This window comes from Microbacterium sp. Bi121 (genome assembly GCF_918698005.1).
In the GTDB taxonomy this organism is placed as follows: Bacteria; Actinomycetota; Actinomycetes; order Actinomycetales; family Microbacteriaceae; genus Microbacterium.
Map to the genome: position 1 here is coordinate 396070 of NZ_CAKKLJ010000003.1, position 20539 is coordinate 416608.

The 20539-nt window shown below is 65.8% G+C and carries 22 protein-coding genes; 17 read left to right on the forward strand and 5 right to left on the reverse strand.

Annotated features, from left to right (window positions below):
* The 4 genes from LQZ87_RS06920 to LQZ87_RS06935 are packed head-to-tail and all read left to right on the forward strand — an operon-like array spanning position 1 to position 3366.
* Positions 1-462: a MaoC family dehydratase gene (locus tag LQZ87_RS06920; RefSeq protein ID WP_230102735.1), complete on the forward strand. Its 462-nt coding sequence runs from the start codon at positions 1-3 to the stop codon at positions 460-462.
* A gap of 10 nt (positions 463-472) precedes the next feature.
* Positions 473-1648 carry an acyl-CoA dehydrogenase family protein gene (locus tag LQZ87_RS06925; RefSeq protein WP_230102736.1) on the forward strand — a complete coding sequence of 392 codons (1176 nt, stop codon included), beginning with the start codon at positions 473-475 and terminating at the stop codon, positions 1646-1648.
* Between the two features lie 41 nt (positions 1649-1689).
* On the forward strand, positions 1690-2445 hold the full coding sequence (locus LQZ87_RS06930) for an SDR family oxidoreductase (protein ID WP_230102737.1): 756 nt from the start codon (positions 1690-1692) through the stop codon (positions 2443-2445).
* An 18-nt stretch (positions 2446-2463) separates the two neighbouring features.
* A complete protein-coding gene (locus tag LQZ87_RS06935; RefSeq protein WP_230102738.1) occupies positions 2464-3366 on the forward strand; it encodes a DMT family transporter in 903 nt (300 codons plus the stop codon).
* A 10-nt stretch (positions 3367-3376) separates the two neighbouring features.
* On the opposite strand, the gene LQZ87_RS06940 is transcribed toward LQZ87_RS06935, so the two are convergent.
* Positions 3377-3886, reverse strand: coding sequence for a nuclear transport factor 2 family protein (locus LQZ87_RS06940; protein ID WP_230102739.1), 510 nt, complete (start codon positions 3884-3886; stop codon positions 3377-3379).
* A 71-nt stretch (positions 3887-3957) separates the two neighbouring features.
* Positions 3958-5205: an ABC transporter substrate-binding protein gene (locus LQZ87_RS06945; protein ID WP_230102740.1), complete on the reverse strand. Its 1248-nt coding sequence runs from the start codon at positions 5203-5205 to the stop codon at positions 3958-3960.
* A gap of 199 nt (positions 5206-5404) precedes the next feature.
* On the opposite strand from LQZ87_RS06945, the gene LQZ87_RS06950 reads away from it, so the two are divergent.
* The 4 genes from LQZ87_RS06950 to LQZ87_RS06965 are packed head-to-tail and all read left to right on the forward strand — an operon-like array spanning position 5405 to position 10001.
* A complete protein-coding gene (locus LQZ87_RS06950; protein WP_230102741.1) occupies positions 5405-6274 on the forward strand; it encodes a branched-chain amino acid ABC transporter permease in 870 nt (289 codons plus the stop codon).
* A complete protein-coding gene (locus LQZ87_RS06955) occupies positions 6267-8222 on the forward strand; it encodes a branched-chain amino acid ABC transporter ATP-binding protein/permease (protein WP_230102742.1) in 1956 nt (651 codons plus the stop codon). The genes LQZ87_RS06950 and LQZ87_RS06955 overlap by 8 nt, the downstream gene beginning before the upstream one ends.
* On the forward strand, positions 8219-8992 hold the full coding sequence (locus tag LQZ87_RS06960; RefSeq protein WP_230102743.1) for an ABC transporter ATP-binding protein: 774 nt from the start codon (positions 8219-8221) through the stop codon (positions 8990-8992). Before LQZ87_RS06955 ends, LQZ87_RS06960 begins: the two co-directional genes overlap by 4 nt.
* A gap of 1 nt (position 8993) precedes the next feature.
* On the forward strand, positions 8994-10001 hold the full coding sequence (locus tag LQZ87_RS06965) for an MBL fold metallo-hydrolase (protein ID WP_230102744.1): 1008 nt from the start codon (positions 8994-8996) through the stop codon (positions 9999-10001).
* A gap of 33 nt (positions 10002-10034) precedes the next feature.
* On the opposite strand, the gene LQZ87_RS06970 is transcribed toward LQZ87_RS06965, so the two are convergent.
* Positions 10035-10520, reverse strand: coding sequence for a MaoC/PaaZ C-terminal domain-containing protein (locus LQZ87_RS06970; protein ID WP_230102745.1), 486 nt, complete (start codon positions 10518-10520; stop codon positions 10035-10037).
* 109 nt (positions 10521-10629) lie between these two features.
* Between LQZ87_RS06970 and LQZ87_RS06975 the strand changes: the two genes are divergently transcribed.
* From LQZ87_RS06975 to LQZ87_RS07000, 6 genes are all read left to right on the forward strand, one after another.
* Positions 10630-12207: an acyl-CoA carboxylase subunit beta gene (locus LQZ87_RS06975; RefSeq protein ID WP_230102746.1), complete on the forward strand. Its 1578-nt coding sequence runs from the start codon at positions 10630-10632 to the stop codon at positions 12205-12207.
* Positions 12207-12542 (forward strand): EthD family reductase, encoded by a 336-nt coding sequence (locus tag LQZ87_RS06980; protein WP_290368252.1) that lies wholly within the window; start codon positions 12207-12209, stop codon positions 12540-12542. The genes LQZ87_RS06975 and LQZ87_RS06980 overlap by 1 nt, the downstream gene beginning before the upstream one ends.
* 4 nt (positions 12543-12546) lie before the next feature.
* On the forward strand, positions 12547-13176 hold the full coding sequence (locus tag LQZ87_RS06985; protein ID WP_230102748.1) for an EthD family reductase: 630 nt from the start codon (positions 12547-12549) through the stop codon (positions 13174-13176).
* A 102-nt stretch (positions 13177-13278) separates the two neighbouring features.
* Entirely contained in the window at positions 13279-14055 is a 777-nt protein-coding gene (locus tag LQZ87_RS06990) for an electron transfer flavoprotein subunit beta/FixA family protein (RefSeq protein ID WP_230102749.1), read from the forward strand.
* Positions 14056-14057: 2 nt separating this feature from the next.
* On the forward strand, positions 14058-15029 hold the full coding sequence (locus LQZ87_RS06995; protein WP_230102750.1) for an electron transfer flavoprotein subunit alpha/FixB family protein: 972 nt from the start codon (positions 14058-14060) through the stop codon (positions 15027-15029).
* A 2-nt stretch (positions 15030-15031) separates the two neighbouring features.
* The gene (locus LQZ87_RS07000) at positions 15032-16738 is read left to right on the forward strand and encodes a cytochrome b/b6 domain-containing protein (protein ID WP_230102751.1); all 1707 of its coding nucleotides are present in this window, start codon (positions 15032-15034) and stop codon (positions 16736-16738) included.
* Positions 16739-16860: 122 nt separating this feature from the next.
* Here the strand turns inward: LQZ87_RS07000 and LQZ87_RS07005 are convergent, their stop codons facing one another.
* Entirely contained in the window at positions 16861-17370 is a 510-nt protein-coding gene (locus LQZ87_RS07005; protein WP_230102752.1) for a GNAT family N-acetyltransferase, read from the reverse strand.
* A 131-nt stretch (positions 17371-17501) separates the two neighbouring features.
* Between LQZ87_RS07005 and LQZ87_RS07010 the strand changes: the two genes are divergently transcribed.
* The 3 genes from LQZ87_RS07010 to LQZ87_RS07020 all read left to right on the forward strand — a co-directional run bounded on the left by LQZ87_RS07010 (position 17502) and on the right by LQZ87_RS07020 (position 20006).
* Positions 17502-18062 (forward strand): acyl-CoA thioesterase, encoded by a 561-nt coding sequence (locus LQZ87_RS07010; protein ID WP_230102753.1) that lies wholly within the window; start codon positions 17502-17504, stop codon positions 18060-18062.
* 66 nt (positions 18063-18128) lie between these two features.
* The gene (locus LQZ87_RS07015) at positions 18129-18551 is read left to right on the forward strand and encodes a hypothetical protein (protein ID WP_230102754.1); all 423 of its coding nucleotides are present in this window, start codon (positions 18129-18131) and stop codon (positions 18549-18551) included.
* A 54-nt stretch (positions 18552-18605) separates the two neighbouring features.
* Entirely contained in the window at positions 18606-20006 is a 1401-nt protein-coding gene (locus LQZ87_RS07020; protein ID WP_230102755.1) for a hypothetical protein, read from the forward strand.
* Here the strand turns inward: LQZ87_RS07020 and LQZ87_RS07025 are convergent.
* Positions 19961-20539, reverse strand: a 579-nt coding sequence (locus tag LQZ87_RS07025; protein WP_230102756.1) for a hypothetical protein, incomplete at its 5' end; no start/stop codon positions are given. The two genes, LQZ87_RS07020 and LQZ87_RS07025, sit on opposite strands and share 46 nt — an antisense overlap.

Genomic DNA, 20539 nt, shown 5'->3' on the forward strand with positions numbered 1-20539 from the left:
ATGCCCATGTATTTCGAAGACTTCGTCGTCGGCGAGGTCATCCGCCATGCGGTCACCCGCACCGTCACCGAGACGGACAATCTGCTCTTCACGACGTTGACGATGAACGTGCAGCCCCTGCATCTCGATTCCGAGTTCGCCGGGAAGAGCATGTACGGGCAGCGCATCGTGAACAGCGTGTTCACGCTCGGGGTCGCGACCGGCATCCCCGTGCAGGAGACCACGCTCGGGACGACGCTCGGCAATCTCGGCTTCCGAGACATCGAGTTCCCCAAACCGGTCTTCATCGGTGACACGCTGCGTGTCGAGACCGAAGCGCTCGACACGCGGGTGTCGAAGTCACGCCCGACGACGGGGATCGTCGGGATCGAGCACCGCGCATACAACCAGAACGACGAGCTCGTGTGCGTCGTCCGTCGCACCGCGCTCATGATGCGCCGTGGCGAGACCGTTGCCGACTGAGGAGGCGGAGATGAGCGACTACAGTCCGTTGCCGATCGAGCAGACCGAGGATCAGGCCGACCTGCGCGGCATGGTGCGGGAGATCCTTGCCGAGCTCGCCACACCTGAACGGCTGTCCGACCACGATGAGCGGGAAGCGTTCGACGAAGAGCTGTACAGGGCGCTGGCCGAGGCGGGGCTTCTCCAGCTGGAGGGAGAGCTCGGAGGCGACGCGCCGAGCCATGCCAGCCAGGCTGTCGTCCTCGAGGAGCTCGGAGCGACCGCGACGTCGATCGGTGTCTCGCTGGTGGTGCAGTACATGGCGGTGACGCTGCTGTCGCAGCACGGCACCGACGCCCAGCGGCAGAACTACCTCGCGGAGTTGTACAGCGGCGCGCATCGCGCAGCCTTCGCGTTGACGGAACCCGGAGGCGGTACGGATGTCGCCCGTGCCATGCAGACCAAGGCGGTCCGCAGGCCTGAGGGCGGCTGGGTCGTCAACGGCGCCAAGATGTGGATCTCGGGCGCAACCGACTGCGGCTTCCTCGTGGTGCTCGCCCGCACCTCGCCCATCGAGCGGTCGGCCGTCAGCGGAATCACCATGTTCCTCGTGCCCGCGGATGCGCCCGGGGTCACGGTGAACGAGATGGACACCGTCGCCATCCACGGGCTGTCGACATGCGAGGTCGGATTCGCCGACGTCATCCTGCCCGACGATGCCGTGCTCGGTGAAGTCGACAAGGGGTTCCGCCAAGTCATCTCCACCCTCAACGGCGAGCGTCTGAACGCGGCCGCCGTCGCGCTCGGGATCGCACGTGGCGCGCACGAGGCCGCGCTCGAGTACGTGCAGAGTAGGCAGGCTTTCGGCCGTCCGATCGGGGGATTCCAGATCCTTCAGCACCGACTCGTCGACGGCGCCGTGAAGATCGAGGGGGCGCGGGGTCTTCTCCAGCGAGCTGCGCGTGCCGCTGACGACGGTGGTGAGGCCGAGACCCTGTCGGCGATGGCCAAGCTCGCCGCATCCGAAGCGGCGACCACGATCGCGGAGAACGGGATGCGCGCGATGGGCGGATCGGGGCTCAGCCGAGAGTACGCCATGCAACGTTTCTGGCGGGACGCCCGGTTGTACACGTTCGCCCCGCTCACCGACGAGATGATGCACAACTTCATCGGCGAGTTCCACCTCAAACTGCCGCGCTCGTTCTGAGCCGCTGTTCCACTCTCGCCCATCCCGCGAAACGGAGAATCATGGAAACGAAGACTGATCGCACCGTGCTCATCACCGGGGCCGCCGGCGGTATGTGTCGCGGCATCAACGCCCGACTCGGCGCTGCCGGCCACACCGTGCTGTGCGCGGATCTGTCGCTCGATGCCGCGCAGAGCGCGGCTCAGTCGGTGCGCGACGCGGGCGGTCGTGCCGAGGCGTTCGCGGTGGACGTGTCGAGCCACGAGAGTGTCGCGGCGTTGGTGGATGCCGTGCATGAGCGGGTCGGCGGTGTCGACGCGCTCGTCAACGCCGCCGGCATCCTGGATCGGAAGTACCTCGCGGATCATGACGCCACATCGTTCGAGCGCACGATCGACATCAACCTGATCGGTCCGTTCCGGATGATCCAGGCGTTTGCGCCCGAGATGATCGAGCGTCGTTGGGGGCGGATCATCAACATCTCGTCGATCGCCGGCGTCACCGGATATCCGTATCCGAGTTATGCCGCGTCCAAAGCCGGGCTGTCCAACCTCGCCAGGTCGCTCGTGATCGACTTCTGGGGCACAGGCGTGACGGTGAACTCCATCTGCCCCGGCGTCGTCGACACCCCGATGGTCATCCAGGAGATCCGCGACCAGGTGCCGCGAAAGGTTCCGACGGAGCAGATCATCGATCCCGACGAGATCGGTGGGGTCGCGTCATTTCTTCTCAGTGATGACGCGAAGAACATCAACGGCGCAGACATCCTGATCGATGGTGGGGCGACGCGCTACTTCCAGCTGTTCGACAGGCCGTAGATGCGGCTGAGGGGCGGCGTGTACACGATCGTCGCCTTCGTCCTCACCGGCATCGTCTGGGGCGCCGGGTTCCTGTTCATCAGAGTGGCGATGAGCGAGTTCGCTCCCGTCGAGTTCGTGTTCGCGCGGACTCTCATGGCCAGCGTGGTGCTCGCCCTGATCATGTTCGTCACGCGTCGTCGATGGCCCAGAGGGTGGACGGCGTGGCGCCGCATCGGAACGTTGGGCATCGTCGGATGCGCTGTCCCGTTCCTCTTCTACGCCTGGGCCGGCCAGCGGATCCCGAGCGGACTGTCCAGCATCTACAACGCCGCCGTCCCCGTCGCCACGGCCCTTGTCACGCTGGTCGCCATGCGGCAGGAGCGGCTCGGCGCACAGAAGCTGCTGGCAATCGGTATCGGGGCGCTCGGCATCGTCGTTGTGATGCAGCCGTGGCGGCTGGACGCTTCGGAGTTCGATGTCTGGGGGCAGGTCGCGTGCATCTGCGCGGTGCTCGGCCTGGGGTTCGCCTTCTCCTACACGCGTAAGGCGATCAGCCCTCTGGGTATCGATCCGATCGCCGTCGCGATGGGGCAGATGCTGGTGTGCACGGCGGTGCTCGGCGCCGTCGTGCCCTTCGCGACAGTCGGCTTCCGGGAGCTCAGTCTGCCGGTGATCGGGAGTCTGCTGATGAGCGGCATCTTCGCAACGGGCATAGCCTACGTGTGGAACTTCCACGTCATCGCCCAGTGGGGGGCGGCATCCGCCTCGATGGTGACATACCTGACGACGCTGGTCGGGGTGGCGCTGGGGATCATCGTGCTCCACGAGCCCCTGAGCCTCAATCACTTCATCGGCGCCGCGATCGTTCTTCTCGGGGTCGGCGTGGGAGTTCGCGGATCGCGGGGCACAGTCGGGCTCGGCCCTGCGGCACCAGGATAGAACGGAACGCTCACACGCCGCCGATCCAGTCGAGCGTCGGTCTGGGAACGTCATACTCCGGGGCGGGGCCCTTCCTATCGACCAGAGGGTCGATGCGCACGCGTGTCAGGCGCATGAAGGCGATCCGCCACCCGGCTTCGGTGCGCCGGTACTCCTCTTCGTAGTAGCCGTATCCGTAGAGTCCGTACATGCCGGGTATCTCGATTCCGCGGTAGACCTTCGTGCCGGGTTCCCACGTCAGGTGATCCGTCATCGACCACACGCCACGCACCTGACCAGCAGCCACCTGCTGGAAGCGAGGATTGGTTCCGCGATGCTGTGAGGTCACGCCGGTGAAGAACGAGCTGAGCCCCTCCACCCAGTCGTCCGGCCCGTCCATCTCGAACGGGAAGCCCTCGAATCGAGCGTCGTCGGTGAACACGCGGCGGAGTGCGTCCCACCGCTTGTTGTCCATCCAGTAGAAGTACTGCGCTTTCAGGTCCTGGATCTCCTGCAGGTCCTGCCAGGTCATTGCGTCCATGCTTCATCTCCTTGACATGTGGTGAAGGGGATGCCCGGCGAACCGGACATCCCCTTCGAGTTGGCGAGCGATCAGTAGGTCTTGACGACCTCGAACGTGCCATCGGTCACCCGTAGAACCGCGAGCCCCTCCAGCGATGTCGACCCGTGGAACTCAGGCGTGTACGTGTAGATGCCGTTGACGCCGACAACGGACTGCGTATCGTTCTCGAGCGCATCGCGAATTGCGTCGCGCGTGGCCTGCACATCTGAGGGGTCCGGCGCGCCTGCCTTCTCGATCGCGTTGACCAACAGGGTCGCTCCGTCCCAGCCGTTTGCGGCGTACTGACCGGCAGGTTCGCCGTAGGCCTCCTGGTAGCCGTCGACGAGTGCCATCGTCGCTTCGTACTGCGGGCTGTCCTCCGTGAGCGAATCGGGCGCGAGGACGACGGATCCCTGGAGGTAGGTGCCGTCACCGGCGGCTCCGGCGTTCTCGATGTATGCAGCCGAACCTGCGCCCGGCGAGTTGAACAGCGCCGGTTCGAATCCGATCGACTCCGCGCTCTTCGCAACGATCGCATTCGCCGGATTGACCGCCCATACGAATACCGCATCGGGGTCTCCCTGCTCGAGATTCGAAAGCTGTGCGGTGACCTCGGTCGCGGTGGCGTCGAATGCTTCCTTGCCCGTGACCTCGATGCCGTACTCGGCGGCCACATCGTCAATGCGGTTCGCCGGGTCCTGGCCGTAACCGTCGTTGGTGTGGAGCAGGCCGACCTTGGTCCACCCCTCAGCCTTCGCGAACTCGAACTGGGCCTTCAGTGACTCGTTCGTGCCGGAGTACTGCTTGAACATGTACGTCGCGTTCTCGGCCGGGTCGACGATCGCACTCGACGACGCCAGCGCGATCGTCGGTACGGTCAGATCCTTCGAGAACGTCTGCAACGCGATCGATTCGCCGGATGATGACGGGCCGAGGATGGCATGCACGTTCTCCTCGATCGCGAGTTTGCGGAACTGGTTCACCGCGGTGCTCTCGGTGCTTCCGCTGTCGAGAACGACGAGTTCGACGGGGTGACCGTCGATGCCGCCGTCGGCATTGAGCTGCTTGACGTACAGCTCGATCGCCTTCTGCTCGGGTTCGCCGAGGGCCGCGTAGCTGCCGGTCAGCCCGACGAGGACGCCGACCTTGTACGCGTCGGCGTCGCCTCCGCCGCCGCCATTCCCGTCGCCTGGCGCGGCACCGCCGGAACAAGCGGCCAGGGTGAGAGCGATTGCTGCAGCCCCCGCTGTAAGGGCGGTCCGACGCCAGATTCCCGACACCGTGGATAGCTTCTTCATCGAGCTGTCCCTTCTCTCTGATTCTTGTGACTTCTTCGTTGAATGTCAGTCGTCGGACATCGCCGGTCAGCTGGGCGGCCGACATTGACGTGATGCGAAACGACGTCTACGCTGATTCAAGCGAACGTGCGTTCGTATGTCAATATGGACATTCGGATGTGACGCATTCGTGATCCAGCTCTGAATCAAGGAGGCTTCAGTGGAAGTGGTCATGCAACTGCTCCTCACGGCCGTCGCCACGGGTGCCCTTTACGGCGCGATCGGCATCGGCTTCGTGATCGTGCACCGTCTGACGGGAATGGTGAACTTCGCAATGGGCGACATCGCCGTCGCCGGAGCGTTCGGTGCCGTCGTCGCCTCGGCTGTGATGCCGCCGTTCCTCGCGATCCTCGCCGGTGCTGTCGTCGGGGCGCTCGTGAGCGTGGCGATGTATCACCTGGCGATTCACCCGCTCCGCAAGGAGAGCCTCATGGTGCAGACGATCGTGACGCTCGGCGTCGGAATCGCCTTGCGGTCGCTGCTGCAGCTGATGTTCGGCAGCGGACCGCGTCAGTTCGATCCGATCACGGGGGGAGGGTCGATCAACATCCTCGGAGGATCCATCCCGCCGCAGTCGCTGTGGTTGATCGGTATCGCCGTCGTCGGCTACATCGGGCTTGCACTGTTCTTCGATCGCACTCTCTCTGGCAAGGCCCTCAGCGCGTTCTCCGTCAATGCGTACGCCGCAGGAGTCGTCGGTATCGGGCTGACGGGGATGGCCACGATCGCCTTCGCGCTGTCCGGTGCGATCGCCGGCGGTGTGCTTGCGGCGCAGACCCCGACGTCGTTCATCACCGCTGGAGCCGGGCTCGCTCTCGGCCTGAAAGGATTCATCGCCGCGATCCTCGGCGGGTTCGACAAGCTCGGACTGACGCTTGTGGGTGGCATGCTGGTCGCCTTCGTAGAAGTCGCGTTCGCCCGCTTCGTGGATGCCGCGCAGGCGCAGACCGTGATGTTCGCCCTGTTGATCGTGCTCCTGATCGTCCGCCCCCAGGGCCTTACTCGAAAGGTGGCGGCAGACCGTGTCTAAGACAACGACGAGTTCGCTGCACATGCTCACCTGGAAGCACGCCGTAGGCATTCTGGTGTGGATCGGTGCCGTGGTGCTGTTCGCCGCGACCTCGAACGCGTACTCCGCGGGGCTCGGAGCATCCGTCGGAATCCTTGCCCTTCTCGGTCTCGGGATGATCCTGGTGACCGGGTATGCGGGGCAGTTCTCGCTCGCCGTCGGTGCGTTCTATGGGATCGGGGCCTACGGCTCCACGATTCTGACGGTGAAGTTCGGTTGGTACGGGCTATTGGCATTGGTGCTCGCTGCGGCCATCGCTGCCGCTGTCGGATTCGCTCTGGCACGGCCGCTGTTCCGCCTGCGTGGGCATTTCCTCGCAATGGCGACTCTCGCCCTCACCGAAGTGTTCTACTTGCTCGTGAACAACTCGTCCTACACGGGCGGCTCGACGGGTATGGGCGGGCTCCGGCCGTTGGACGTTCTCGGCTTCGCATTCACCTCGAGCCAGAGCCATATGATTCTCAACTGGCTCATCGTGGGAATCGTCCTCTGGGGTGCTCTGATGCTGCGCAAGGGCCGTGAAGGCCGGGCGCTGCTGGCGATTCGCGGCCACGAGGCCGCGGCTGCGTCGGCGGGTATCAACATCGCATCGTCCAAGGCCCGGGTGTTCACGGCGTCGGCTGTGATCAGTGCCGTTGCGGGCTCCCTGTACGCGCATCAGATGCTCTACGTCAACCCGCCGCCCTTCGGCCTGGCTACCGCGATCGACGTACTCATGATCGCCGTCCTCGGTGGGATGCGCAGCCCCTGGGGCGCCATCATCGGTGCGATTGTTCTGGAACTGCTCAATCAGTGGATCGAGTCCGCACTTCCTGGACTGCTCGGCAGCGGCGCGGTCGGTGCCGGACAGCAACTCGTCATCGGTGTTCTTCTCGTGGTCATCCTGGTGGCTCGCCCGGACGGAGTGGCCGGCGCTCTCGGCTCGCTATTCGGCTTCGTGCGACGCTCGATCGATCGGCGACGTCGATCGACGAGCGCTCCGGGACCTCTCGTGGAGAGCGCCGAGGTTTCGGAAGGGGGGCGGACGGACATGGCGTCGCTCCGGCGCGCCGAAGATGCTGACCGTGCTGCACGCGCCCCGGGTGAAGTCGTGCTCGAAGCCAGCGGTCTCGTCAAGAGGTTCGGCGGGGTCAAGGCCGTCAGCGAGGTCTCGCTGCAGTTGCGTTCCGGTGAAGTCCTGGCCGTCATCGGGCCCAACGGCGCGGGCAAGTCGACGCTGGTCAACCTGCTGTCAGGCAACCTGTCGCCGACGGCGGGAAGGGTGCAGCTCGACGGCAGGGAGACGACCGATCTCAAGGCTTTCCAGGTGGCAAGGTATGGGCTCTCGCGGACGTTCCAGACACCGTGCTTGTTCGAAGGCATGGACGTCGAAGCAACGGTCAAGGTCGGGGCGCATCTGCGCGGATCCGTCGGGATGCTGCGATCTTCCGTTCCTACGATCGGAGCGCTCAAGGAGGAGCGGCAGCTCGCTGCGGAGACCGCAGAAGTGCTGGAACGCTTGGGTCTCGCGGAACTGGCTGACCGCGATGCTAAAGCGCTCTCGCTCGGTCAGCAGAAGCAGGTCGAGATCGCTCGCGCTCTCGTCTCGCGGCCGAAGGTATTGCTGTTGGATGAGCCCTGTGCCGGCCTGAACAAGCAGGAGAAGGCGTCGCTCATGCAGCTTCTGAGGGCACTCGGTAGGGAAGGGCTCGCTGTACTGGTCATCGAGCACGACATGGAATTCGTGATGGCGAGCGCTGATCGCGTGCAAGTGCTGAACTTCGGGGCGACGCTCCGTGTGGGCACCCCGGAGGAAGTCCAGAACGACCAGGCGGTGATCGACGCGTACCTCGGGGTCTCGCACGAGAACGAGCCGGTCACGACCACGACCATGACGGTCGTCGAGAAGAAGACGTGGTGGAAGCGATGAGTACTGCACTCGATGTCTCGAACGTGAGTTTCTCGTACGGGCGCGCGCAGGTGCTGCGTGATGTGTCCTTCGCGGCGGATGCCGGTGAGATCGTCACGGTCATCGGTCCGAATGGTGCGGGCAAGTCGACGCTCCTGAACGTGATCGCGCGCAGCCACAGGCTCCGTCGTGGAACAGTCACGGTGATGGGCAAGGACACGAGGATGATGCGCCAGGCGCAGGTGGTCCGATCGGGGTGTGTGCTCGTGCCCGAGGGGCGTCAGGTCTTCTCGACGCTGTCTGTCGAGGACAACCTGCAGCTCGGCGGATACACGCGTCGCCGCGACTTCAAGCGACTCCTCGATGAGGTGTACGGCTACTTTCCCCGGCTCCTGGAACGACGGACTCAGCTCGCCGGAACCCTGTCCGGTGGTGAGCAGCAGATGCTCGCCGTCGGCCGAGCGTACATGAGTGAACCCAGCGTGATGCTGCTGGACGAACCCAGTCTCGGGCTATCGCCGCAGATGACGGCGCAGGTGATGGCCGTGCTCGGCAAGCTTCGCCGTGACCGTGGGCTGACCATCATGCTCGTCGAGCAGAACGCGCATGCCGCGCTCGGACTCGCAGACCGTGGGTACGTGCTCAGTGGCGGCGAGGTTCTGCTCGAAGGATCTGCTGAGGAGCTGCGTGCCAACCCGATGATCCAGCACATCTACCTCGGTGGGGCTGCGTCGTCTGAGCCGGTGGCGCCGACGATCGAGGCGGCGCTCAACGACGAACTTCCGGAGTGACATGCGCGTCACCGCGGATGTCACTCCTACCAGCGCACAGCAGTTCCACGCCTGGTCCCGCCGTGCGGTGCCGGCAGCCGAGCGAATCGCCGACGGGGTCTGGGCGGTGCCGGTGCCAGTGTCGCGCATCCCGATCCGGTTCACGTACGCGTATCTGATCCGCTCCAACGGTCAGGCGGTGCTCATCGATCCGGGTGCAAGCAGTCCCGAGGGCGACGCCGCCCTCGCCCGTGGATTGGATGCGATCGGGATGCCGGTGCGATCGCTGACGGGCATCGTCATCACGCACTACCACTTCGATCACTGGGAGGCCGCGGACGCACTTGCACAGCAGAGCGGGGCGTGGGTCGCGATCGGTGCGAGCGAGCAGAATTGGATCGACCGGCTGACCGATGACGTTCTGAGTTTGAAAGCCGCGATCGAGCGGTTTCGCGAGTTCGGAGTCCCGGCAGAACGAGCGGCTGAGTTCGCTGCTGTGGAGGACTACCGCTACACACGGGACCATCTGCGTCCTGGTCTCCTGTTGCGTCACTTGGACGTGTTGCCGGTCGAGGGGGAATCGCTTCGGGTCCTGTCCACGCCAGGACACAGCCCAGGGCACGTGTGCATCCATGATGAACGACGCGACCTGCTGTTCAGCGGCGATCACGTCCTTCCAGGGATCACACCGCACATCGCATTGAATCCGTTCGGGGAGCCCGATCCGCTGGATCAGTACCTTCAGTCGCTTCTCGTTGTCGAGCAGATCGGCGATGTCGAGGTGCTCCCGGCGCATGAGTATCGCTTCAGGGGACTCCGCGCGCGGACGCAGTCGCTCAGGGATGATGTTGCGCTCCGAGCGTGCGAAGTCTCGAACGTGCTCGAGCGTTCTCCCCGATCGACGGTGTGGGAGGTCGCGCGCGACTTGACGTGGTCACGCCCGTGGACGCAGTTCGGGGTGGAGGCGCAGCGAATGGCCGTCGTGGAGACGGCTGCTTATATCGCAACGCTGGCAACCGGATCCGCGTAACGCGTCACAGGCGTGGCCGGCTCGCGCCAGGAGTTATGCGTCGCGCCGCCGCACGAGAAAACTGGACGTGAATGTCATCACCACTTCGCCGCGCTGGTTCATGGTCGAGTAGTCGATCGTCCAAACCCCGTTCTCCGGCTTCGAAGTCACGCGCGCCTCGCGGACCGTGGCGCGAACGTATATCGAGTCGCCGATGAGCACGGGCTTGCTCGCGCGCACCTCGTCGAGTCCGAGCCAGGCGATCACGTTGCCGAAGTAGCCGAGTTGCGTGACAAGACCGAGGGACAGGGAGAGAGTCAGCGGCCCGTGGGCGATGCGCTCACCGAACGGCGTGGATGCGGCGTAGTCGGCGTTGATGTGGAACTGCACGATATCGCCGGTGAGCCCTGCCCAGTTGACGAGATGCGCATCTGTGATCGTGATCCCGGTCGAATGCAGCTCGTCTCCCGCGATCAGATCTTCCCAGTGCCGTGGTTGCGGTGCTTTCACATTTCCCGGCGTTGGCATCGTCTCGGTCATGAGGGCCTCCTTGCTCTCCAGGAAGCCTGTCAGAACATCGGCGACTTCCGTTAACGATCAGACTAGCGTACGCTCGTTCGCAGAACTACCCACCTCATGGAGGTCAACGATGACGAACGCTGTGACTGAGACCCAGCCCGAAGACGGCCAGGTTGCCGAGAAGACCGTGCACGACACTCTGTCGGAGTACGCCGCGGCTGCCAAGCTCGGCGGCTCGCAGAAGAACCGCGACAAGATCAAGGCGTCGGGCAAGATGCTCGTGCGCGAGCGTCTTGCGCACCTGTTCGATGACGGCGAGTACATCGAGGACGGCCTACTGGCTCGCTTCTCCGAGGGTCTGCCCGGTGATGCCGTCGTGTGCGCGTACGGCAACATCGACGGCCGCGAGGTCTGCGTCATCGCCAACGACTACAGCGTCAAAGCGGGCACGTGGGGCTACCGCACCTTCGAGAAGATCACCTTCGCACAGGACACGGCCACGGCCGCCGGCATCCCGATCGTGTACCTCTTCGACTCCGCCGGCGCACGTATCGACGAGCAGCTCGACAGCTTTGCAGGTCGTCACGCGTGGGGCAACATCTTCTACAACCAGGTGCAGATCTCTGGGCGCGTACCGCAGGTGTGCGCGCTGTTCGGCCCTTCGCCTGCGGGCTCTGCGTACGTCCCGGCCCTCTGCGACTTGACCATTATGGTCCGCGGTCACGCGACGGCATACCTCGGGTCTCCCCGCCTGGCCGAGATGGTCACGGGGGAGAAGGTCACCCTCGAAGAGATGGGGGGTGCGGAGATGCACTGCACCGTCTCGGGTCTGGGCGACGTCCTCGTCGAGGACGACATCGAAGCCCTCAACGCGATCCGTGTCTGGCTCAGCTTCCTTCCTGCGAACTGGGAGAACCCGGCGCCCGTTGCTCCGGCGGCCGAACCGCGCGAGGGACGCAAGCTCAGCGATATCGTTCCGCTGCGCGAAGCAGAGGTGTTCGACATGGAGGAGTTCGTCGAATCGCTGGTCGATGAAGGAAGCTACTTCCCTTACAAGGAGCTCTTCGCGCCTGAGATGCTGACCGGCTTCGCCCGGATCAACGGACAGCCCGTCGGACTCGTCGCGAATCAGCCCAAGCACATGGGCGGCACGATCTTCCCCGACTCGTCCGACAAGGCGGCCCGTTTCATCTGGATCTGCAACGCCTACAACATCCCGATCCTGTTCCTCGTAGATATCGCGGGATACATGATCGGATCCGCGGTCGAGCGCCAGGGCATCATCCGTCACGGCGCGAAGATGATCTTCGCCGTGTCGGAGTGCCGCGTCCCTCGCATCACAGTGCTCGTGCGCAAAGCGTACGGTGGCGGCTACCTCGCGATGTCCGGAGCTCCCATGCACCCCGACGCGATCATCGCGCTGCCGACGGCTCGCCCGGCGCTGATGGGGCCGGATGCCGCCGTCAACGGCGTCTATTACAACCAGATCCACGCCATCGAAGACCCCGAGGAGCGCGCGAGGTTCGTCGCCGAGAAGCACGCCGAGTACGCCGAGGGCATCGACGTCTTCAAGATCGCCGACGCCAACGCAGTTGAAGCGGTGGTGCCGACGGACGAGCTGCGCGGAGAACTGTCCAAGCGTCTTCGCCTGTACAAGAAGCGTGACGCCGTGCCCGTGCAGCGCCGCCAAGCAGTAACGCCTGTCTGATGTACCGAGTGATCGTGGTCATCCGCCGGAAGGTGGGGATGGCGCGTGAGGAATTCCTCGAGCACTGGCTCGCCGACCATCCGCGCTTCGTCGAGCGTCTTCCCGGCGTGCGGGCATACCGGCAGAGCCCGGCAATCGAGCATCGCAAGGAATGGCCGTTCGACGGCATGGCGGAGCTGTTCTTCGATTCGCTCGGTGACATCGCTCGTGCGTTCGACTGCGTCGAGGCGCGGGAGCTGTTCGCGCATGAGGAGGATTTCCTCGAGGACGCGACGTGGTTCATCGCCGACGAAGGGCGAGATGTCCCATTGGCGTCGCTGTTGAACAGGGAGTAGAGCTGTGCCCAAACGAATCACATACCTGACGAAGCGGTCCGACCTCAGCGCCGAGCAGTTCAGCGCGCACTGGTCGACCTCGCACGCGGCCATCGCCGTGAACCTGCCCGGAATCGAGTCGTACCGTCAGAACCACGTCGTCGGTGGCGGATCGTCCGTGTACAACGTCGACGGGATCGTGGAGCTGTGGTTCGCCAACGATGAAGTGGTGACAGCCGGAATCGATTCGGAGGTCGCGGATCTGCTCGTCGAGGACGAACCGCGATTCCTCAGCGGTCTCGTTGGTGGTGCAGTGGACTCTGGCGCGCCGACGCAGTACTGGCCGACCAAGGTTTGGGTTCTGGCGCGATGGACGGATCAAGACGCATCTGACGTTCTGGTCGCGTGGTCGCGTCGGACTGCGCGTGGAATCGGTGCGGTCGCTGCCGTCAACATCGTCGACCCCAGCGGACCCCAACTCACTCGCGAACGCCTCACGGTCAACCCAAGGCCACCGCAGGTCGCCGTGTGCTTCGGTCTGGAGTCCGGACAGGACCCCGAGCACGCGCGTGCGACTGTGTTGCGTGAGGCGGCGAGACTCGACAGCTTGGCAGACCTTGACGTGCTGCTCGCTGAGGAGAAGGTCATCGTTTGACCGCTCTGCGCGCTCCGTGGTGATTCTAAGTATCATGATACTTGACACTCAATTCCACCTTTGCCGGCCGACTAGACTCGACTCAGTCGTGAGGAGCATTCGATGAAGATCTTCGTCCTGGTCAAAGAGGTGCCAGATACCTATGGCGATCGCAAGTTGAATCTGGAGACGGGTTTGGCTGATCGTGGCGCCGGTGATGTGGTGCTGGATGAGATCACCGAGCGTGCTCTTGAGGTGGCTCTGAGCTTCGCCGACAAGAACGATGGCACCGAGGTCGTGGCCCTTTCGATGGCCCCCGAGTCGTCGACGGCTTCCATTCGCCGCGCACTTGCGATCGGTGCGGCATCCGCCGTGCACGTCGTCGACGCGGAGCTTGCCGGAGCCGATCTCGGACTCACCGCCGAGGTTCTGGCCGCGGCGATCCGCCGCGCCGAGCCCGACCTGGTGATCACGGGGAACCTGTCCACCGACGGTTCGGGTGGCATGATCCCGGCGATGCTCGCCGAGCACCTCGGCTTCGCGCAGGCGACTGCCCTGAGCGCGGTGGAGATCACGGCCGACGGTGTGACTGGTACCCGTGCGGCCGACGACGGGAACCAGTCCGTGACCGTTCCGCTCCCGGCGGTGATCTCGATCACTGAGGCTCTGCCCGATGCGCGGTTCCCGAACTTCAAGGGCATCATGGCCGCGAAGAAGAAGCCGCTCGAGGTTCTGTCGCTGGCCGATCTCGGCGTCTCCGCCGACCCGGCTGCAGCGCCGCGGACGATCATGACGACGGTTTCCGAGAAGCCCCCGCGTGCGGCGGGCGTGAAGATCACCGATGAGGGGGATGCCGGCGCACAGCTGGTCGACTTCCTCGTGCAGAACAGGCTGGTGTGACCATGAGCTACCCCGCAGACTCCATCCTCGTCCTCGTCGACGTGACCCCCGCAGGTGACGCTGCCTCGAGTACGGCCGCGCTGATCGGTGCCGCATCGTTGATCGGTTCTCCGGTTGCGCTGGTTCCCGGTGGTGCGCAGAGCGCGGTGGATGCCGCGGCCGCTGCCGGTGCATCCGTCGTCCTCACGGCGGATGCCGATGCCGGGTCCCTCACGGTTCCGCTGGTCGACGCGCTGCAGGCCGCGTACAAGAAGGTGCAACCGGACGCGATCCTGATCTCGAACTCGATCACCGGGCGCGATGTCGCCGGGCGCCTCGCTGTGCGCGAGCGGCTCGCCATCTCGGTCGACGCGACCGGCGTCTCGCGTGACGATGAGGGCATCGTCGCTCACCACTCCGTCTACGGCGGCGCGTATCTCACCGATTCGGCTCCGACATTCGGCGCCCCGGTGATCACGGTCCGTCAGGGCGCGGTGGATGCTCGTGCCGAGGCCGTCGGCACACCTGCCGTCGAGGCGCTCGAGGTGACGGCATCCGGCGCCGCCGCAGCGTCGGCCGGCACGGTCGAGGTCGTCGAGGTCGCGTCGTCGCGTCCCGAACTGCGCGGAGCCACCAGGGTCGTCTCGGGTGGTCGTGGGCTCGGCTCGAAGGAGCAGTTCGTGCTCGTCGAGCAGCTCGCTGACGCGCTCGGTGCCGCGATCGGCGCGTCGCGCGCCGCGGTGGATGCCGGATACATCCCGTATGCGCACCAGGTCGGGCAGACCGGTGTCTCGGTGTCGCCGCAGCTGTATGTCGCCGTCGGAATCTCCGGTGCGATCCAGCACCGTGCCGGCATGCAGACCGCGAAGACCATCGTCGCGATCAACAAGGACGGCGACGCCCCGATCTTCGACATCGCCGACTTCGGCATCGTCGGCGACCTGTTCACGATCGTGCCGCAGGTCGTCGAGGCCCTCGAAGCACGGAAGAAGTAGTCATGGCGACGCGGATGCTCAGGCGGGGCCTGCCGCGCGTGGCCGGCGGCGACCCCTGGCCCCCGGCCGGCGACATCGAGGTGGCGGATGCTGCGGCCGCCGTCGCGGTCGCTGAGCCCTCGCGGGACGTTGAGCGACTGGAGGGAGTCGAAACGACTGCCCCTGCTGCCGCGACAGAAGACGGCTTCGACTCGCTGACGCTCGCTCAGCCCGTTTCGTCTCCGGCTGCTCCGCAGCCTCCGCTCAACGACCCGCAGGGGACGTCCGCTGAAGGCGTGACGCTGCGTCGCGGGCTGCCGCGCACGCCGGGTGGGGAGGCTTGGCCTCCGGCGGATTCTGCCGCTGCCGCGTCCATCGCAACCACCGTCGCCGCGACCGATGCTGTTGCGCCGACTGCTGCGAGAACTCCGACTTCGCGGAGCGTTGAGCGAGCCGAGGGTGAGACGAAACGGGTTGAGCAAGCGCAGCGCGTCGAAACCGCTGGCCCTGCCGCAACGTCAACATCTGGGGCATCCCTCCGTCGTGGCCTGCCGCGCATGCCGGGCGGAGAGCCGTGGCCTCCGGAGGGGACCGCTGCAGTCGTCGCGACCGTCGTCGCCGACGCCGAGCCTGTCGCGGCGTCTGGCGCCGAGGCCACGTCCGCTCCCGAACTCGTCGAAGCAACCGAGGCGCTGGCATCCACGGCCGTCGCGACGGTCGATGTGAGTACGCCGCTGCCGTTCCAGCGCACGGTGTTTCCCGGCAGGAACGCGTTCGACCGCCCGGCGCCCGCGCCCGAGCCGGAGCGCATCGGCCCGTTCACGAAGGTCCAGTGGGCGGGAGCTGTGATCGTCGGAGGAATCGGACTGCTCGGCGCCGCAGCGATGGCCGTGCTGTTCGTGCGCTGGCTGCTCAGCCTCTCCGGCATGCAGGACTTCCTGGCGGCCTACCCCGGTGAGTACCACCTGCCAGAGGGCGCCCCCGTCGGCTTCCCCGGCTGGCTGGGCTGGCAGCACTTCCTCAATGTGTTCCTGATGGTCCTGATCATCCGCTCGGGGCTCCGCATCCGAAACGAGAAGCGGCCGACCGCGTTCTGGACGCCGCGGAACAACCCCAAGGGCAAAGTCAGCCTGACGATCTGGTTCCACCAGGCGCTCGACATCCTGTGGCTGCTCAACGGCGTCGTGTTCATCGTGCTGCTGTTCGTGTCAGGTCAGTGGATGCGAGTGATCCCCACGAGCTGGGAGGTCATCCCGAACGCGATCTCGGCCGTCCTGCAGTACATCTCGCTGGACTGGCCGACCGAGAACGGCTGGGTGAACTACAACTCGATCCAGCAGATCACCTACTTCGTGACGATCTTCATCGCAGCCCCGCTCGCTGCCGTCACCGGATTCCGGATGAGCGGCATGTGGCCCAAGAACGCCGAGAAGCTCAGCAAGGCGTACCCGATCGAGTGGGCGCGCGCCCTGCACTTCCCGGTGATGCTGTACTTCGTGGTCTTCATCGCGATCCACGTGTTCCTCGTGTTCGCGACCGGCGCGCTGCGCAACCTCAACCACATGTACGCCGCACAGGGCTCTGTCGACCCGAACGCCTATGCCGACAACTGGACCGGATTCTGGTTCTTCGCGGCATCCCTCGTGGTCATCGCCGCAGCCTGGGTCGCCGCACGACCCCTCGTGCTCGCACCCATCGCGAAGCTCTTCGGCAGCGTCAGCAGCCGCTGAGCGCCGCCGCCCCGGCATCGTCCGCCGCCGAGCCCCCGCTTTATCGCCGAGACCCCGTCGTACTCACGTGAGTACGACGGGGTCTCGGCACGAAGACGGGGTCTCGGCGGGAAGTGGCGGCGTCAGGGACGGACGAAGCGGACCTCGGTCAGCGTCTCGCCCAGGAAGGGCTCGGTGTGCGATGCGCCGTCGAGGTGGAAGCCGTTGCGCTCGTAGAAGCGGTGCGCGCGAGGGTTGTCCTCGGCGACCCACAGGTAGAGCGGGGCATCCTTCTCGACGGCTGCGTCGAAGAGCTTCTGGCCGAGGCCGGTGGAGTGCCATTCGTGCAGCAGGTAGATGAAGTACAGCTCGCGGAACGCCGGAGCATCCTTGTCGCGAGCAGGACCCGATCCGACGAAGCCGACGATCTCGCCGTCCACGAGCGCGGCGCGCATCGTGAAATCATCACCCTGCGCAGCCCAGTGCGTCCAGAGCTCCGCCATGCGACGGGGTGACACGCGCTCGAGAGCGGCCTTGCTGATCAGGTGGTCGTAGGTCTCGTGCCAGCACTTGGCGTGCACGCGCCCCAGGGCTTCCGCATCCACATCACGGACCGGACGGACAATGACTTCAGGCTGGGCTTCGGCGCTCATGCCCGTGACTCTACGCGCGCCCTCTGCTAACGGGAAATCGAGAGAGGATGAACGGGAATTCGGGTGACGCGACTGTGGGAAGTCCACAAACGTCTCCGCTCATCGTGCGCCTCTGGCTACCATCAGAGATCGTGAACGTGATCTGGCGAACCCTGTTTGTGATGTGGCGTGCGCGCCGTCGAGCCCGAAGCGAAGGCCGCCTCGCTCCGACGGAGATCAGCCGCATCCGCGTGACGACGCTGCCCACAGACCTCGACATCCTCCGCCATATGAACAACGGCCGCTATCTGTCGCTGTTCGATCTGGGTCGCTGGGATCTGCTGGTGCGCACCGGGATGCTGGACGTGATGAAGCGCAACAATTGGTATGCGGTCGTCTCATCGGAGACGATCACTTTCCGCAAGTCGCTCGAGCTCTGGCAGCGGTTCGACGTCGAGTCGCGCTTGATCGGCCACGACGACAAGGCGATCTACCTGGAGCACCGGGCGGTCGTCGACGGCGAGGTCTACGCGCGGGCGATCATCCGCAGCCGCATGCTGAAGCGCAGCGGCGGCACCCTGTCGCACGAAGAGCTGTTCGGGGCCGTCGGGCGACCGGAGGGCATCCCCGAGATCGAGCCGTGGGTGCACGACTGGGCGGATGCCACTTCCCTCCCGCCGACCAGAGCCGAAGCTCCGAGCATCTGGAACTGACCGGACTGCGCCTGGCGGCACCCCGGTCGACGGTTTAGGGTCGTGCGTGAGGGGAAGGAGCCACACATGTCCGATGACCGCACGCACTCCGAACCGGGTGCTCAGCAGTACGGCGCTCCGGAGTTCCGCGATCCAGCGGACCCGTCGGCGCACCCCGGAGCATTCGTGCAGGGCAGCATGCACGAGCAGTACCCCGGATACACCGGTCCGTCACCGTACCCACCGGCTCCCATCACGCAGAGCAACGGTCCTGGCGGGCTGGCGATCGCCGCGCTCGTCGTGGGCATCGCTGCCTTCATCTTCGGCTGGATCCCGTTCGCCGGGCTCATCCTCGCCGTTGTCGGCATCGTCCTCGGCATCCTCACGCTGCGCAAGCCTCGTGGCAAGGGCTTCGGGGTGACGGCACTGATCCTCTCGGGGCTGGCGGTGCTCACCGGACTCATGGTGCTGTTCCTCATCTTCATGTGGCTGCCGATGGCGTCGGCCTGACGCACCCCGGCGGCAGCAGTGAGCGGGGCAGTGCCCACACGCTAATGTGAGCGTGTGCTGGCGATCCTGACGACTGCCGGGCGCGTGCTGTGGCGGCACTGGCCCGCGCTGATGGCGTGGTATCTGGCCGGCATCCTGGTGCACTACGTGGTCACTCAGACCGCGGGATACATCGGCGCCTCGTCGGCCACGCTCGGCTTCCTGGTGCTGCCGATCGCGATCCTCGCCCGGCTCGTCAGCCTGGTCGCGATGTTCCTGGTGCTGCGCGACGGTCTGCGCAACCTGCAGGAGGTCGCGCCGCTGCCGGAGTCCGCGGCGGAACGGCGACGAACGTTCCTCACGGCTCTGCTCGCCGGCATCCTGCCGTTCTTCGCGGTGTACTGGGCGCAGGGTCTGCTCGGGGAAGATGTGCGCGCGTACTCGTCGCGCGCCCTGGAGGTGCGCAGCGGCATCGTCGCGACGGCGATCTTCAACGGCGAGGATCCGGTCAGCGCGGATGACACCGTCCTCAACCTGCCGATCAACGTCTGGACGATCGCGATCATCGCAGTCGCGTTCGCGGGTCGGTGGGCATGGTCGAAGTGGTCGCCGAAGCTCGCTGCCTGGCTGTCGCCGGTCGCCGTGTACTTCGAGGTCGTGTGGGTGTTCTTCTCGGTCATGGTGATCGGCGACATCTTCGAGGCGATCAAGGGCTGGGTCGACAGCCGCGCGGCCATGGCGTTCCTCGAGTCGATCCGCGAGCAGGTTCTGGATGCCGTCGCGCCGTTGCGCTGGCTATGGGAGGGCGTCGGCTGGGTGCTCGCCGAAGCCGGACCCGTGCTGCTCGCCCCGCTCGCCTGGCTGACGATCGCCGGTGTGGTGTTCGGACAGGCGATCGTCGCCGAGAAGCTGCGGTTGGAGAGCCAACTCGTCTCGCGGTTCCGTGAGCACGCCAAGGCGATCCCGAATCCGGTAGTGCGACGGCTGCGCGATCTCGGCGACGAGCTCGGCGCCCGCTTCCGCCCGATCTGGCGCGCCCTCCTGCTGATGTGGCGCTCCGGTCCGCTGCTCGTCGCCTCGTACGCACTCGCCTACGTGGTGGTCAAGGCGCTCGAATCGCTCCTGTCATTCGGCGTCACCCGGCTCGTCGGCCCGCGCGAGTTCGTCTTCTGGGCCATCGCCATGCCCCTGGTGTCCCTGGTTCCGGTGCTGGTCATGGAACCGGTGCGCATCGCCGTCATCAGCGGTGCCTACGACGCGACGCTGGGTCGTCTTCGCCGCAAGCGCCAGGAGCTCGCCGACGACCCGACGGTCTCGTCGGAGGAGTCGGAGATGCGAGCCGTCGCCGACGCAGCCGGCCTGTTGCCCGCAGTGGTGGACGCCGTCGCCGCGGCCGCCGTCGCCGCACCACCCAGGGACGTCGTGGGCGGTCAGGGTTCGAACGAGAACCTGAGGAACGAGCCGCCGGCGTCGTAGGGTCGGACATCGACCCAGAACGGACCCTCTGCGTCATCCGGCACGACGAACGGCACGATCAGCTCGTAGTCTCCGGCTTCTGCGCTCAGACACGTCTCCGGTTCGTCGGGATCGGAGAGCAGCCCGATCTCGAGCCGCGTCGGAGTCCAGATGCGTCCGGTCGACTGCTCCACCAGCTTCGGGGTCTCGCAGCCGATTCCCTCGGTGCTCGCCTGCACGGGTATCGCGGCGGCGAGCAGACGCGTGCCGTCCGGCACGTCCAGCCCCGTGAGGTCGTCGATCTCGCCGCCGCGGATCGGCCCCCACGTGGCTCCGACGAAGTCGACCGTGTCGTCCTCCGCGACTGCGATGGCAGTGACGGCGCGGGCGCCGAAGCCGAAGTACTGGTACCACTCCTGCCATCCGATCGCTGCGGCGGTCATCGGCACGAGGACGGCGACGCCGATCAGGGCCACCGCGTTGCGCCGCCACCAGGAGGGGGCTTTCGCCGCAGCGGCCGGCGTCTCAGAGCGCGCGGGGGACGGGGGTAGGGG

Bases quoted from the DNA above. Each gene is read 5' to 3' on its own strand.
- LQZ87_RS07015 (WP_230102754.1), top strand. From the start codon at position 18,129: ATGTCCGATGACCGCACGCACTCCGAACCGGGTGCTCAGCAGTACGGC.
- LQZ87_RS06945 (WP_230102740.1), bottom strand. From the start codon at position 5,205: ATGAAGAAGCTATCCACGGTGTCGGGAATCTGGCGTCGGACCGCCCTT.
- LQZ87_RS06965 (WP_230102744.1), top strand. From the start codon at position 8,994: ATGCGCGTCACCGCGGATGTCACTCCTACCAGCGCACAGCAGTTCCAC.
- LQZ87_RS06925 (WP_230102736.1), top strand. From the start codon at position 473: ATGAGCGACTACAGTCCGTTGCCGATCGAGCAGACCGAGGATCAGGCC.
- LQZ87_RS07005 (WP_230102752.1), bottom strand. From the start codon at position 17,370: ATGAGCGCCGAAGCCCAGCCTGAAGTCATTGTCCGTCCGGTCCGTGAT.
- LQZ87_RS06960 (WP_230102743.1), top strand. From the start codon at position 8,219: ATGAGTACTGCACTCGATGTCTCGAACGTGAGTTTCTCGTACGGGCGC.
- LQZ87_RS06980 (WP_290368252.1), top strand. From the start codon at position 12,207: ATGTACCGAGTGATCGTGGTCATCCGCCGGAAGGTGGGGATGGCGCGT.
- LQZ87_RS06975 (WP_230102746.1), top strand. From the start codon at position 10,630: ATGACGAACGCTGTGACTGAGACCCAGCCCGAAGACGGCCAGGTTGCC.
- LQZ87_RS06995 (WP_230102750.1), top strand. From the start codon at position 14,058: ATGAGCTACCCCGCAGACTCCATCCTCGTCCTCGTCGACGTGACCCCC.
- LQZ87_RS06920 (WP_230102735.1), top strand. From the start codon at position 1: ATGCCCATGTATTTCGAAGACTTCGTCGTCGGCGAGGTCATCCGCCAT.
- LQZ87_RS06930 (WP_230102737.1), top strand. From the start codon at position 1,690: ATGGAAACGAAGACTGATCGCACCGTGCTCATCACCGGGGCCGCCGGC.
- LQZ87_RS06940 (WP_230102739.1), bottom strand. From the start codon at position 3,886: ATGGACGCAATGACCTGGCAGGACCTGCAGGAGATCCAGGACCTGAAA.
- LQZ87_RS06990 (WP_230102749.1), top strand. From the start codon at position 13,279: ATGAAGATCTTCGTCCTGGTCAAAGAGGTGCCAGATACCTATGGCGAT.
- LQZ87_RS07000 (WP_230102751.1), top strand. From the start codon at position 15,032: ATGGCGACGCGGATGCTCAGGCGGGGCCTGCCGCGCGTGGCCGGCGGC.
- LQZ87_RS06970 (WP_230102745.1), bottom strand. From the start codon at position 10,520: ATGACCGAGACGATGCCAACGCCGGGAAATGTGAAAGCACCGCAACCA.